This window comes from Tateyamaria algicola, assembly GCF_047715485.1.
GTDB lineage: Bacteria > Pseudomonadota > Alphaproteobacteria > Rhodobacterales > Rhodobacteraceae > Tateyamaria.
Genome location: NZ_CP180422.1, coordinates 1,101,292 through 1,115,185 on the forward strand (window position 1 = coordinate 1,101,292; position 13,894 = coordinate 1,115,185).

12 protein-coding genes and 1 pseudogene are annotated in these 13,894 nt (G+C 62.0%); 11 read left to right on the forward strand and 2 right to left on the reverse strand.

Annotated features, from left to right (window positions below; all coding sequences use genetic code 11):
- Window positions 1-33: 33 nt before the first annotated feature.
- Window positions 34-789, reverse strand: coding sequence for a sulfite exporter TauE/SafE family protein (locus tag ACMHLQ_RS07820; RefSeq protein ID WP_415404219.1), 756 nt, complete (start codon window positions 787-789; stop codon window positions 34-36).
- 167 nt (window positions 790-956) lie between these two features.
- Here ACMHLQ_RS07820 and mdh point away from each other — a divergent pair, with 167 nt between their 5' ends.
- Window positions 957-1,919 carry a malate dehydrogenase gene (gene mdh, locus ACMHLQ_RS07825; RefSeq protein ID WP_415404220.1) on the forward strand — a complete coding sequence of 321 codons (963 nt, stop codon included), beginning with the start codon at window positions 957-959 and terminating at the stop codon, window positions 1,917-1,919.
- Window positions 1,920-1,989: 70 nt separating this feature from the next.
- Window positions 1,990-2,817: a hypothetical protein gene (locus tag ACMHLQ_RS07830; RefSeq protein ID WP_415404221.1), complete on the forward strand. Its 828-nt coding sequence runs from the start codon at window positions 1,990-1,992 to the stop codon at window positions 2,815-2,817.
- On the opposite strand, the gene ACMHLQ_RS07835 is transcribed toward ACMHLQ_RS07830, so the two are convergent.
- A complete protein-coding gene (locus ACMHLQ_RS07835) occupies window positions 2,814-3,860 on the reverse strand; it encodes a glycosyltransferase family 2 protein (RefSeq protein WP_415404222.1) in 1,047 nt (348 codons plus the stop codon). The genes ACMHLQ_RS07830 and ACMHLQ_RS07835 overlap by 4 nt on opposite strands.
- A gap of 175 nt (window positions 3,861-4,035) precedes the next feature.
- Between ACMHLQ_RS07835 and sucC the strand changes: the two genes are divergently transcribed.
- The 9 genes and pseudogenes from sucC to odhB all read left to right on the forward strand — a co-directional run bounded on the left by sucC (window position 4,036) and on the right by odhB (window position 13,736).
- Window positions 4,036-5,229, forward strand: coding sequence for an ADP-forming succinate--CoA ligase subunit beta (sucC, locus tag ACMHLQ_RS07840; RefSeq protein ID WP_415404223.1), 1,194 nt, complete (start codon window positions 4,036-4,038; stop codon window positions 5,227-5,229).
- A 4-nt stretch (window positions 5,230-5,233) separates the two neighbouring features.
- Window positions 5,234-5,692 carry a hypothetical protein gene (locus ACMHLQ_RS07845; protein WP_415404224.1) on the forward strand — a complete coding sequence of 153 codons (459 nt, stop codon included), beginning with the start codon at window positions 5,234-5,236 and terminating at the stop codon, window positions 5,690-5,692.
- Window positions 5,693-6,391 (forward strand): hypothetical protein, encoded by a 699-nt coding sequence (locus ACMHLQ_RS07850; protein WP_415404225.1) that lies wholly within the window; start codon window positions 5,693-5,695, stop codon window positions 6,389-6,391. It begins immediately after the preceding gene.
- Complete coding sequence (locus tag ACMHLQ_RS07855) at window positions 6,382-6,924, forward strand: hypothetical protein (protein ID WP_415404226.1); 543 nt, start codon at window positions 6,382-6,384, stop codon at window positions 6,922-6,924. The genes ACMHLQ_RS07850 and ACMHLQ_RS07855 overlap by 10 nt, the downstream gene beginning before the upstream one ends.
- Window positions 6,917-7,711, forward strand: coding sequence for a class I SAM-dependent methyltransferase (locus ACMHLQ_RS07860; RefSeq protein ID WP_415404227.1), 795 nt, complete (start codon window positions 6,917-6,919; stop codon window positions 7,709-7,711). Before ACMHLQ_RS07855 ends, ACMHLQ_RS07860 begins: the two co-directional genes overlap by 8 nt.
- A 48-nt stretch (window positions 7,712-7,759) precedes the next feature.
- A pseudogene (gene sucD / locus ACMHLQ_RS07865) lies at window positions 7,760-8,643 on the forward strand (succinate--CoA ligase subunit alpha).
- A gap of 44 nt (window positions 8,644-8,687) precedes the next feature.
- Entirely contained in the window at window positions 8,688-9,230 is a 543-nt protein-coding gene (locus ACMHLQ_RS07870; protein WP_415404228.1) for a hypothetical protein, read from the forward strand.
- Entirely contained in the window at window positions 9,227-12,184 is a 2,958-nt protein-coding gene (locus ACMHLQ_RS07875; protein ID WP_415404229.1) for a 2-oxoglutarate dehydrogenase E1 component, read from the forward strand. The genes ACMHLQ_RS07870 and ACMHLQ_RS07875 overlap by 4 nt, the downstream gene beginning before the upstream one ends.
- 4 nt (window positions 12,185-12,188) lie before the next feature.
- Window positions 12,189-13,736: a 2-oxoglutarate dehydrogenase complex dihydrolipoyllysine-residue succinyltransferase gene (odhB, locus tag ACMHLQ_RS07880; RefSeq protein ID WP_415404230.1), complete on the forward strand. Its 1,548-nt coding sequence runs from the start codon at window positions 12,189-12,191 to the stop codon at window positions 13,734-13,736.
- Window positions 13,737-13,894: the final 158 nt, after the last annotated feature.

Consider the following 13,894-nt stretch of genomic DNA (forward strand, 5'->3'; position numbering starts at 1 on the left):
CGTGTCGTAAGGCGCACCTCGGTGCGCCGCCCCTCAGGTCAGCCCGTCCCAGATCAGTTTCGATCCCGTCATCACAAGCAAGACATAGGTCAGCAGAAAAAACGCCCGCTCCGGCACCATGTGATGCGCCCGCACCCCCAACCAGGCACCCAGAAAGGCAAAGGGCGCCAGCGCGATATTGGCAACAAAGGTTTGTGCCGTGAACATACCCAGAAAGGCGTAAGGCACGAATTTGAAGATGTTGATCGCGGTAAAGATCAGCACGGTGTTGGCCTGGTACTCGGTCTTGCCCGGCCTCAGCGACAAGAGATAAACCGCCGCCGGGGGGCCACCCGCATGGCTGACAAAGCTGGTGAACCCCGCGACGCAACCCGTCACCGCCCCGACCCACTGCGGCAAGGCGCGTTCGGCCAGCCGGATCCAGCCGCGCGCCCGGCCCACCTGCCAGATCACGAAGGCTATCGAAATCACTCCGATCAGCACCCGGAACACATCCGCATCCGTGCGGGCAAACAGCAGCGCACCCAGCGCGACTCCGGGCAAGCCGCCCGCGATCATCAACGCCGACACCCGCCAATCCCATTTGCCCCAATAGGGTTTCAGGGTGGCCGCATCCATCATCATCAACAGCGGCAGGATCACCCCCAGCGCCAGCCCCGGTTCCAGCACCAGCGCCAGAATCGATGCCGAGGCAAAGGAGGCGCCCGACCCGAACCCGCCCTTGGAAATCCCGGCAAAGACCACGGCCGGAGCCGCGAGGGCAAAAAACCAGATATCCAGCTGCAACATCGCCCTCTGTCCCAAAAAATACCGCGTTCCCTGTCCTTTAGCGCGCCTTTCACCGGCCTGCCAGCGCTGACGCCGCACTGTGCCGCGGTGCAGCGCACTTGCACGAACGGCCCATGCGCGCTAGGCACCGCGCCAGCTAAAACCCCAAAGTGCGGAGAACCTCACCCATGGCCAGACCCAAGATTGCCCTGATCGGCGCCGGTCAGATCGGCGGCACGCTTGCCCACCTCGCAGCTATCAAAGAGCTGGGCGACGTGGTCCTGTTCGACATTTCCGAAGGCATCCCCGAGGGCAAAGCCCTCGACATCGCGGAATCCGGCCCCTCCGAGGCCTTTGATGCCAATATGAGCGGCACGCAGTCCTATGAAGACATCGCGGGCGCGGATGTCTGCATCGTCACCGCCGGTGTCCCCCGCAAGCCGGGCATGAGCCGGGACGATCTGCTGGGCATCAACCTCAAGGTCATGAAATCCGTCGGCGAAGGCATCCGCGATCACGCGCCGAACGCCTTTGTCATCTGCATCACCAACCCGCTGGATGCGATGGTCTGGGCCTTGCGCGAATTCTCGGGCCTGCCCCATGAAAAAGTCTGCGGCATGGCCGGTGTGCTCGACAGCGCCCGGTTCCGCCACTTCCTCGCCGAAGAGTTCGGCGTGTCCATGCGCGATGTCACCGCCTTTGTGCTGGGTGGCCACGGCGACACGATGGTGCCGCTGACGCGCTATTCCACCGTCGCGGGCATTCCCTTGCCCGATCTGGTCAAGATGGGCTGGACCACGCAGGAAAAGCTGGACGCCATCGTGCAGCGCACCCGTGATGGTGGCGCCGAAATCGTTGGCCTGCTGAAGACCGGATCGGCCTTCTATGCCCCCGCGACCTCCGCCATCGAAATGGCCGAAGCCTTCCTGAAAGACCAAAAGCGCGTCCTGCCTTGTGCGGCCTATGTCGACGGCGCCCTCGGCCTCAAGGGCATGTATGTAGGCGTGCCTACCGTGATTGGCGCAGGCGGTGTCGAAAAGGTCATCGACATCCAGATGACCAAGGACGAGCAGACGATGTTCGACAATTCGGTCAATGCCGTCAAAGGTCTGGTCGATGCGTGCAAAGGCATTGATGACAGCCTGAGCTAAGCCAACCACTGGCGAAAAATATGGGCCGGATGCCGTCGCGTCCGGCCTTTTTTGTGTCTATATGACTGCCATGCCCCAGTCGCGCCCCATCGAACGCAAACTGACGACCATCCTCGCCGCGGATGCTGCCAACTATTCGGGCCGCATGCATATGGACGAGGAAGGCACTGTTCGGGCCCTGCGCGCGGCGCGGGATGTGATCGACAGCGCCATTTCCGAGGCGCAAGGGCGCATCGCCAACACCTCTGGTGATGGGCTGATCGCAGAATTTCCGTCCGTCGTGGGGGCCGTGCGCTGCGCCGTCCGCATTCAGGCGACATTGAACGAGCGTGACGATCTGCTGCCCTTTCGACTTGGCGTGCATCTGGACGACGTGATCGTCGAGGGCGAAGACCTGCTGGGCGACGGTGTGAACCTCGCCGCCCGCCTGCAGGAGATGGCGGATGTGGGTGGTGTGCTGATTTCCCAGCGTGTTTACGATCATGTGCGCGGCAAGATTTCACATATCGAACTGCGCCCGATGGGCCCGACCACCCCCAAACATCTCGGCGACGAGGTCGGCCTTTATGCGGTGGTGGCCGATGGGCTGACCGCCCCCCGCCTGCTCGACAATCTTGGCCCCAAGGTAGATGTGGCCCCCGCACCGCTTGAACCCGAAGCCGTGCCCGATCCTGATCCTGTGCCCGCGGAAGCGCCCGAAGAGATGTCGGACATGCGCGCCAAATTCATCAAGGACCGCTGGCGGATTGGCGGCGGAATCGTCGGATTGGCCGTGTTGGACGTTGTGGCCAGCACCCCGGCGGTCGTGACAACCGTGCCTACCGTCATTTTGATCGTTGTGCTGTATCGCAAGTGGCGCAAGCTGCGGCGGTTCGAAAAGGGCGAGGCCGTTTCCTAACCGACAGGCGGCATGACCTCTTCCAGCCATGGATTGCGGGCGATCAGGTCGGCGTCAAACGCCTTTGGCGACACATCGGGCAAATCAGCGCCCAGAACGCCCTGCGGATCAAACGGGATGTCGTGGACCAGATCATAGGTTTGCAATTGCGCGCGCCGCTCTGGTGTCAGGGCGAACAGCTCTGCATGTGCGGCCATGGCCGCCTCCCACGTGTCGCTGCGCGCAACCATCCAATCGATCTGGGCCGCGCGATGGGGTTGCAGGATGCTCGATTGCACATCGGGCGGCGTCATTCGGTATCGAATGAACTTCAGCGCCCAGTGCAGAGGCGTCAGCCCGTCAAAGTGCAGCAGCCGCGCCGAGGTCGAGACCGTTTTGGGCGCCCGCCGCCAGCGATCGGACCCCTGCACCATCGCATTGTGCACACCAAGTCGCAGGCCTTGGCGGACCGGCACACCGCTTTTGCCCGCACCGTGAGAATACTGGCCGCGCTTCATGAACCCCGCAAAGGCACCATAGGCCTGTTGCGCCTCATGTTCCGGCAAATCGGCGGAGGCGCGAAATGCTCCGTCAAAAAGGTGTCGTTGCCCCTGCGCTTCGGGAAACAGGCGTTCCAGCACGGGCAGGTTCAGCTCGGTATCACCCGTTGTCATGGATGCCAGCTCGGCACGCAGATCGGTATCCTGCCAGATGAATTCATCCGCATCGATGTGAAACAGCCAATCGGTCTCACACACCGCCTGCGCTGCGCCCGCATTGATCGTCTGGCGGCGCATCTGGGACAATGGACGCCCCTTTCGCGGGCGGTGCCCTGTCCAATACCGGTCATCACATAGCTGCACGCGGCACCCGTGAATCCCGCTAAGGTCTGCGGCTACCGGATCGTCAGGATCATCGAGATAGACAAAGACGACAGCTGCCCCCGTCGCGAGATGCCAGCGCACATTCGTCACAACCAGTGCAGCCGGTTCGCAGGCCGTCATGACCACGCCCCATGTCGGCGCGTCCCCGCTTGCCCCCTTATCCCGTTGCCCTGCCAGCATTTGATTCCTTTTTCTCTGCGCACCCAACTTTTGTGATCACAGCAAAAATAGTGTGATCACAAATGTCGCTTTTCACCCCCGAAAACCCGTGCTGCGACATAATTCCCGTTTACGCAGCGTTCAGGGTTGGTCGTATAGGGCCAACATTGATGCATCTATACGGGACCGACCAGCCATGAACATCCATGAATACCAGGCCAAAGCCCTTTTGCGCAGCTACGGGGCTCCGGTCTCGGACGGGCGCGTCGTTTTGCGGGCCGAAGACGCCAAGACCGCAGCAGGTGCATTGGACGGCCCTCTTTGGGTGGTCAAGGCGCAGATCCACGCCGGTGGGCGCGGCAAGGGCAAATTCAAGGAAGCGGATGCCGGTGACAAGGGCGGCGTGCGCCTGACCAAGTCGGTCGAGGAAGCTGCCGAGGAAGCCAAGAAGATGCTGGGCCGCACTTTGGTCACACACCAGACCGGCCCCGTGGGCAAGCAAGTCAACCGCATCTACATCGAAGACGGTTCGGGCATCGAAACCGAACTCTACCTCGCCCTGCTGGTGGATCGTCAGACCAGCCGCATCAGCTTTGTCTGCTCGACCGAGGGCGGCATGGACATCGAGGAGGTCGCCGCCGCGACCCCCGAAAAGATCCTGAGCTTCTCTGTCGATCCGGCCACCGGGTACCAAGCCTATCACGGCCGCCGCATCGCCTTTGCGCTTGGCCTCGAGGGCAAGCAGATCAAGCAATGCGTGGGCCTTATGGGTCTGCTCTACAAAGCCTTCGAAGAGAAGGACATGGAGATGCTCGAGATCAACCCGCTGATCGTGACCGACAGCGGCGATCTGAAGGTGCTCGATGCCAAGGTGTCGTTTGACGGCAACGCGATCTACCGCCACGCCGACGTGAACGAACTGCGCGACGAGACCGAGGAAGACCCCAAGGAACTCGCCGCCTCCAAATACGATCTGAACTACATCGCGCTGGATGGTGAGATCGGGTGCATGGTGAACGGCGCGGGTCTGGCCATGGCGACCATGGACATCATCAAGCTTTACGGCGCCGAGCCTGCCAACTTCCTCGACGTGGGCGGCGGTGCGACCAAGGAGAAGGTGACCGAGGCGTTCAAGATCATCACCTCGGATCCCAACGTCAAAGGCATCCTTGTGAACATCTTTGGCGGCATCATGCGCTGCGATGTGATCGCCGAAGGGGTGGTGGCCGCCGTCAAAGAGGTCGGCCTGCAAGTGCCGCTCGTTGTCCGGCTCGAAGGCACGAATGTGCAGCAGGGCAAGGACATCATCAACAACTCGGACGTCGACGTGATTGCCGCCGATGACCTGAAGGATGGTGCCCAGAAGATCGTGAAAGCGGTCAAAGGCTAAGCAGGTGCGGGCGTGTGTCGCGATCCTGGCCGTTTGCGGCCTGAGCGCCTGTCAGACAGGTGTGCCAGGCGAGCAATCGGTCGCCGCATCGCCGCCGCAGGCGATACCGGTGTGCGCCCAGGCCGGCCCCGGATCGCGCACCGTCACCGTGCCCTTTGCCACGGATGTTGTGCGCAAGGCCTGTGTCGATACACGCCCGACCTTTGCGGGCACACCAGCCGCGCTGTCTCAATTCGGGGACTTCGTGCAGAACGCGCAAACGAAAACCTATTACAATCAGCGCTATGACCTTTCGGTCAAACTGATCTCGGGGCAGTGTTCGGTCGTCATGGGCGGGAATTTTGACCTGCAGGACCGGAACGCCATCGCTGGTGGTGCAAGCCAGTCTGGATTGGTGTCCGCCGGATTGCCGCGCCAGCTCGACGGGCGCACCTATCTTTCTTTTTCAGTTGCAGGTGTTTGAATGAAGACGTGGATTTTAGCAGTTGGAATGGTCGCCGTTTTGGCGGCTTGTGCAGACAATCGGCACACCATCACTCCGGCCACGATTGATTTGCCCCCCGTCGGTCTGGGCGCGCAAGCCGTCTGGCTTGAAGAACGCGGCGGCGTTGCGCCCCGCATCACGCGCGCAGCCGACGTTCCGACATCGCAAATCCGCTCGACCGTGTCTGGCGCGCGCGCTGCGACCCCTGTCACGCAAACCGCGCCTGCACGCCCCACACCGACAAGCACCGTCGCACTGGCCGCTCAGGCCTTTGCCGACGCCTGCGTTGCGTCACTGCCCAGCATGGCCGGGGTAGAGCAGCGTCTGGCCGCCGTCAGCCGTCGCGACTTTGGCGTGTCCCCGGACGAGGCGGCGCGCGGCTACTTCCTGACCGGCCAGCAGCCAGGCAACATCTTCATGACCGTGGCGCTTGGCGTCGGGCGCCAGAACGTCAAGCAATGCTCGATTTCCGTGCGCCGCGAGGACCCAGCCACCGTCGCGCAAACCCTTGTGAACACGGTGACGGATGCAGGCTTTGCCCTGACCCCCGTGGCCGATCCAAAGGTGCAACAGGCCTGGGCCATTTCCGGCGCGCCAGCGGGTACCATTCTGAAAACCACATCGCGCCGCAACGCATTGGGTCAACAACTGACCGGGGTGTGGATCACATGGCGGTAACAGCGCGCCCCTGCCTTACCCTGACCAGCGCACTGGCGCTGTCCGCGTGTGTCACCGCTGCGCCGGTCGTGGGCGCATTTGTCGCAACAGGCGCACAAGCGCATCCGGCCATCGAGGCGTTTACGTCCGTATGTTTCAAGGCGGGCCAAACTGCCGCACAGGCGCGCGCCAATATGGAAGGCGTGGCGGGCAAGCCGCTGCCCTTTGATCTCACCTTTTGGGACAAGACGCTGGAGCCTGCGCCCGGCACCGAGGATCACGCCGAACGCAAATGCGAAGTCGAATTCGACGGCGATCACACGATCGAAGCCGTGCGCGCCGTCAAGGCGAAGATGGCGGCGCCACCCGTCTTTGGCACACCGATCCCGACCCCAGCCCCCTATGCCATGCGCGGAGACACCGTGTTCCTTGAGGGCCGCCAATTGCTGCGCGGACGCGTGGCCGTGGTCGAAATCGGCGCGCGCATGGATGGCACCCGCACCGTGATCTATGTGGATCGCCTGCCCGCGGACATGGGGCACACCAATGACTGAACTGCGCCCCTGCCCCAGCTGTGAAAGCCCCGATGCGACCAAATGGGAGGCCTACAGCCAGGACCATTGGCATGTCGCGCGCTGCCTGGGGTGCGATCTGACCTACCTGCGCAATCCCGTGCCTTACACGGCGCTGGAAGAGGACTTTGCCTGGGAAAAGACCTACAGAGCGAAAAAGACCAAGACTGGCGGATCGACCGCGCTGAGCCCCGCGATCCGCAACGCCCGCAAAAAGCTGCGCCTGACCCACAAGGGCAAGCAGAACCGCATGGGCGTGTGGTTCAACAACGGCAAGGTGCTGGATATCGGGTGCGGCAACCTGATGAACGTGCCCGAACCGATGATCCCCTTTGGCATCGAGTTGAGCCGCGCGCTGCATGAATTTGCCGATGAACAGATGCGCGCGCGGGGTGGATACTGCGTGCACGGTGCAGGGGCCGAGGCGATCTGGGGCTTTGAGCCGGACACGTTCGACGGTGTCATCATGCATTCCTATCTGGAGCATGAGATCGACCTGATGGGCGTCCTGCGGGGCGTCTGGCGTGCCTTGAAACCCGGCGGCGCGGCCTTTGTGCGGGTGCCCAATTTCGGCTCGATCAACCGCCGCGTCATCGGCCCGAAATGGTGCGGGTTCCGCTATCCCGATCACGTCAGCTATTTCACCCTCGACACGCTGCGCACAGCCGCCGAGCGTGCCGGTTTCACCACCGAACTGATCAACCGCGTGGGCCTGCCGGTCGACGACAACATCAAGGTGCTGCTGCACAAACCGGTGGCCCAACCATGACAAACACATATCGACACTCACACGACATCCCCGAAGGAGACGCCCCAAATGGCCGTACTTATTGACGAAAACACCAAGGTGATCTGCCAGGGCCTCACCGGCTCGCAAGGTACGTTTCACACTGAACAGGCCATCGCGTACGGCACCAAGATGGTCGGTGGCGTGACACCGGGCAAAGGCGGCATGACCCATCTGGACCTGCCCGTTTTCAACTCGGTCCACGAGGCGATGGATGTAACCGAGGCGAACGCATCTGTCATCTACGTCCCGCCCCCTTTGCCGCCGACTCGATCCTCGAGGCGATTGACGCCGAAATGCCGCTGATCGTGTGTATCACCGAAGGCATCCCGGTGCTGGACATGATGAAAGTGCAGCGCGCGCTGGAGGGGTCCAAATCCCGCCTGATCGGCCCCAACTGCCCCGGTGTCATTACACCCGACGCCTGCAAGATCGGCATCATGCCCGGCCACATTCACAAGCGCGGGAGCGTGGGTGTTGTGAGCCGCTCGGGCACCCTTACTTACGAGGCTGTGAAACAGACAACGGATATGGGCCTGGGCCAGTCAAGCGCCGTGGGTATCGGCGGCGACCCCATCAAGGGGACCGAGCATATCGACGTGCTCGAGATGTTCCTGGCCGATGACGAGACGGAAAGCATCATCATGATCGGTGAGATTGGTGGCTCTGCCGAAGAAGACGCCGCCCAGTTCCTGGCCGACGAGAAAAAGGCTGGCCGCTGGAAGCCGACTGCTGGTTTCATCGCGGGCCGCACCGCCCCTCCCGGCCGTCGCATGGGCCACGCAGGCGCGATTGTCGCGGGCGGCAAAGGCGGCGCCGAGGACAAGATCGAAGCCATGCGCGCCGCAGGCATCGTAGTCGCCGACAGCCCGGCAACGCTGGGTGAGGCCGTGATGGAGGCGATCAAGGGCTGAATGTATGCTTCGCCGTCAATAAGCGTTCAGAAACGCACCCATCCATGGGTGCGTGTACCGTTCCTCTTTTGTTTGTTTGGAGTGAACGCTTTCTGGCGAACGGGAGAGCTAATGTTGTCTATGGCTTTGCCTCACAGAAAGTGCGGACCATGCGTGTAGTGTCTGAACACAAAAAATACTGGGACTGGCCACTGTTTGCGTTTTCTCGCCGGTCCTTCTTTCTGTTGAAGTCGCGACTGTTGCTCAAATGGGTCGAGAGCATCTCAACCCCACGCTCACCCAGAGCGCGATTGATCAGAACCAAGTACTATAAGCAAAGAAGCTCATTTGGTCATTGGCGCGCGAGTGACATGCCTTTCCCCGCTACGCACAACCAACTCCAATCGCTAAAACTCTCCATCGCTCAAGGCAAAAAGTACAGGTTCAACTCTCATCAATTCGTCCGCTCGTCAGAAAGTGAAATTGCGATCGACGACACCGAGGGCAGTTGGTTGTTGCTGACACCGATAGCCTTCGAAGAAGCCTGCCAAGCGATTGATACTCTGTTGAACCGCCCCGCCCACGCCTACAATGAGGTGCCCCAATGACCGACCAATCCCCGAACGACCAGTTCCATGCCTCGTCCTTCATGCAGGGACACAATGCGGAATACCTCGAACAGATGTACGCCCGCTATGCCAATGATCCCAGCGCAGTAGATGAAAGCTGGCAGGCGTTCTTCAAGGCGATGGGCGATGACGAGGTGTCCGTCAAACGCGAGGCCGAGGGGCCAAGCTGGGCGCGCACAGACTGGCCGCCGCAGCCCGGGGATGATCTGACCGCCGCCCTGACGGGCGAGTGGGCCCCCGAGCCGGAAGTCAAAGGGGCGCGCGACAAGATCAAGACCAAGGCCGCCGAACAGGGCGTGGAAGTTAGCGACGACCAGATCAAGCGCGCCGTGCTCGACAGTATCCGCGCCCTGATGATCATCCGCGCCTACCGCATCCGGGGTCATCTGGTCGCTGATCTCGACCCGCTGGGCATGCGCGATCAGACTCCGCATCCCGAGCTCGACCCAAAATCCTACGGCTTTACCGAGGCCGACATGGATCGCCCGATTTTCATCGACAAGGTGCTGGGCCTCGACGTCGCGTCGATGCGCGAGATCGTGGCCATTGTGAAGCGGACCTATTGCGGCACCTTCGCCCTGCAATACATGCACATTTCCGACCCCGAAGAGGCCGGTTGGCTCAAGGAACGGATCGAAGGGCTGGGCAAGGAAATCCAGTTCACCCGCGAAGGGCGCAAGGCGATCCTGAACAAGATGGTCGAGGCTGAAGGGTTCGAAAAGTTCCTGCATGTCAAGTACATGGGCACCAAGCGTTTCGGTCTGGATGGCGGCGAAAGCCTGATCCCGGCGATGGAGCAGATCATCAAGCGCGGCGGCGCGCTGGGTGTGAAAGAGATCGTGATCGGCATGCCGCATCGGGGCCGCCTGTCGGTGCTCGCCAACGTGATGGCCAAACCTTACAAGGCGATTTTCAACGAATTCCAGGGCGGCAGCTTCAAGCCCGAGGATGTCGACGGCTCGGGCGACGTGAAGTACCACCTTGGCGCATCCAGCGACCGGGAATTTGACGGCAACACTGTTCACCTCAGCCTGACGGCCAACCCCAGCCACCTCGAGGCCGTGAACCCCGTAGTTTTGGGCAAGGCACGGGCCAAGCAGGACCAGTTGAAGGATCACGACCGCACATCCGTCATGCCCATCCTGCTGCACGGCGATGCCGCCTTTGCCGGGCAAGGCGTCGTGGCCGAGTGTTTCGCCCTGTCGGGCCTGCGTGGTCACCGGGCGGGCGGCACGATGCACATCGTGGTCAACAACCAGATCGGGTTCACCACCGCCCCGCACTTTTCGCGCTCGTCACCTTATCCCACCGACAATGCGCTGGTGGTCGAGGCCCCGATCTTCCACGTGAACGGGGACGACCCCGAGGCGGTGGTGCACGCCGCCAAGGTCGCCACCGAATTCCGCCAGAAGTTCCGCAAGGACGTGGTCATCGACATCTTCTGCTACCGCCGTTTTGGTCACAACGAGGGCGACGAGCCCATGTTTACCAACCCGGTGATGTACAAGCGCATCAAAAAGCACAAAACTACCCTCACGCTGTATACCGAACGTCTGGTGCGCGACGGGCTGATCCCCGAGGGCGAGATCGAGGACATGAAGGCCGCCTTCCAGGCCCAGATGAATGACGAGTTCGAGGCGGGCAAGGATTACAAGCCGAACAAGGCCGACTGGCTGGACGGTAAGTGGTCTCACCTCGACAAGAACAAGGAAGACTACCAACGCGGCAAGACGGCCATCGCGCCCGAAACGCTGGCCGACATCGGCAAGGCGCTGTCGAGCGTGCCCGAGGGCTTTCCGCTGCACAAGACCGTCGGGCGCCTGCTGGACACCAAGAAGGCGATGTTTGACAGCGGCGAAGGGTTTGACTGGGCCACGGGCGAGGCAATCGCCTTTGGCTCGCTTCTGACCGAAGGCTTCCCCGTGCGGCTGGCCGGTCAGGACAGCACACGCGGCACGTTCAGCCAGCGCCACTCCGGTCTGATCAACCAGGACACGGAAGAGCGGTATTATCCTCTGAACGCGGTCCGCCCGGGCCAGGCGCAATACGAAGTCATCGACTCGATGCTGTCGGAATATGCGGTTCTGGGTTTCGAATATGGCTACAGCTTGGCCGAACCAAACGCGCTGACCCTGTGGGAGGCGCAGTTTGGTGACTTTGCCAACGGCGCGCAGATCATGTTCGACCAGTTCATCTCGTCGGGCGAAAGCAAGTGGTTGCGCATGTCCGGCCTTGTCGTCCTGCTGCCCCACGGGTTCGAAGGGCAAGGCCCCGAACACTCGTCCGCGCGGCTGGAACGGTTCCTGCAAATGTGTGGCCAGGACAACTGGATCGTCGCCAACTGCACGACACCGGCCAACTATTTCCACATCCTGCGCCGCCAGATCCACCGCGACTTCCGCAAGCCGCTGATCCTGATGACGCCCAAATCGCTGCTGCGTCACAAGCTGGCCGTCAGCAAGGCAGACGAGTTCACCAACGGCTCGTCCTTCCACCGCGTGCTGTGGGACGACGCGCAACTGGGCAACTCGGACAACACGCTTGCCCCCGATGACAAGATCAAGCGCGTGGTGATGTGTTCCGGCAAGGTCTATTACGACCTGCTCGAGGAGCGCGACTCCCGCGGCCTTGATGACGTCTATCTGATGCGGATCGAACAGTACTATCCCTTCCCCGCGATCAGCCTTGTCAAGGAACTGGAGCGGTTCAAGGGGGCCGAGATGGTTTGGTGTCAGGAAGAGCCCAAGAACCAGGGCGCCTGGACCTTCATCGAACCCAACATCGAATGGGTCCTGAGCCGTATCAAAGCCAAACACACCCGGCCCCAATATGTGGGCCGCGCCACCTCTGCCTCGCCCGCGACGGGTCTGGCGAGCCAGCACAAAGCACAACAAGCCGCTCTCGTCGACGAAGCGCTGACCATCAAAGGATAACATCATGACCACCGAAGTCCGCGTGCCCACACTGGGCGAAAGCGTCACCGAAGCCACCGTCGCCACCTGGTTCAAGAAACCCGGTGACACGGTCGCGGTGGACGAGATGCTGTGCGAATTGGAGACCGACAAAGTGACGGTCGAAGTGCCCTCTCCTGTCGCTGGAACGCTGGGCGACATTGTCGCCGCAGAGGGCGAGACGGTCGGGGTCGATGCGTTGCTGGCCACCATCGCCGAAGGGGATGCCGGATCAGCCGCCGCGCCCAAGGGCAAGGAAGCCGCCGAAGACCCCAAGGCCGCATCGGCGGCGGCACGCACCGCGACCGACGAAGATGCCGGTGGATCGATCGACGTCATGGTGCCCACGCTCGGTGAAAGCGTGACTGAGGCGACAGTCAGCACCTGGTTCAAGGCCGTTGGCGACAGCGTCGCGCAAGACGAGATGCTGTGCGAATTGGAAACCGACAAGGTCAGCGTCGAGGTGCCCGCCCCCGCCGCTGGCGTGTTGGCCGAGATCACAGCGCCTGAGGGCACGACGGTCGATGCCTCCGCCAAACTGGCGGTGATCTCATCCTCAGGTGCCGCACCAGCCGCCGTCGAGGGCAGCGCAGAGCCGACAAGCAACTACCAGACCCCGCCCGCCGGTCAGGGTGCCGCGCGCAACGATGTCGAAGACGCGCCCGCCGCCAAGAAAGCGATGGCCGAGGCTGGGATCAGCCGCGATCAGGTGACAGGCTCGGGCCGCGATGGTCGCGTGATGAAGGACGATGTGGCCAAGGCCGTCGCCGCAGCCGCAAGCACGCCAGCGCCCGCCGCTGTTGCCCCACGCGCGCCCGTCGCCGCCAATGACGAGGCGCGCGAGGAACGGGTCAAGATGACCCGGCTGCGCCAGACCATCGCGCGCCGTCTCAAGGACAGCCAGAACACCGCCGCCATGCTCACCACCTATAACGAGGTGGACATGACCGAGGTCATGGCCCTGCGCAACGAGTACAAGGACCTGTTCCTGAAGAAGCACGGGGTCAAGTTGGGCTTCATGTCCTTCTTTACAAAGGCGTGCTGCCACGCGCTGAAGGAGGTGCCCGAGGTCAATGCCGAGATCGACGGCACCGACATCGTCTACAAGAACTTCGTCCACATGGGCATCGCTGCAGGCACGCCCACGGGCCTCGTTGTGCCGGTGATCCGCGACGCGGACGCGATGTCCTTCCACGCCATCGAACAGGCCATCGCCGAAAAAGGCGCGCGTGCTCGCGACGGCAAACTGTCCATGGCTGAAATGCAGGGCGGCACGTTCACGATCTCGAACGGAGGCGTCTACGGCTCACTCATGTCCTCGCCTATCCTGAACCCGCCGCAGTCCGGTATCCTGGGCATGCACAAGATCCAGGACCGCCCCATGGCGATTGGCGGTCAGGTGGTGATCCGCCCGATGATGTATCTGGCGCTGTCCTATGACCACCGGATCGTGGACGGCAAAGGAGCGGTGACGTTCCTTGTGCGGGTGAAAGAAGCACTGGAGGATCCGCGGCGGTTGTTGATGGATTTGTGATGGCGCAGCAGCGGCGGGCTGAACCTGCCTCTTTAGAAACGAGAGTGAAAATGAAACATCTCATTTGCTGGGAAGGTATGCTGGCTCACGGATCGGTATCAAGCAGGGTAGTAGTCTGACGTGGACATTCTAGGAGGATTGACGGCAGCACGGTTAGC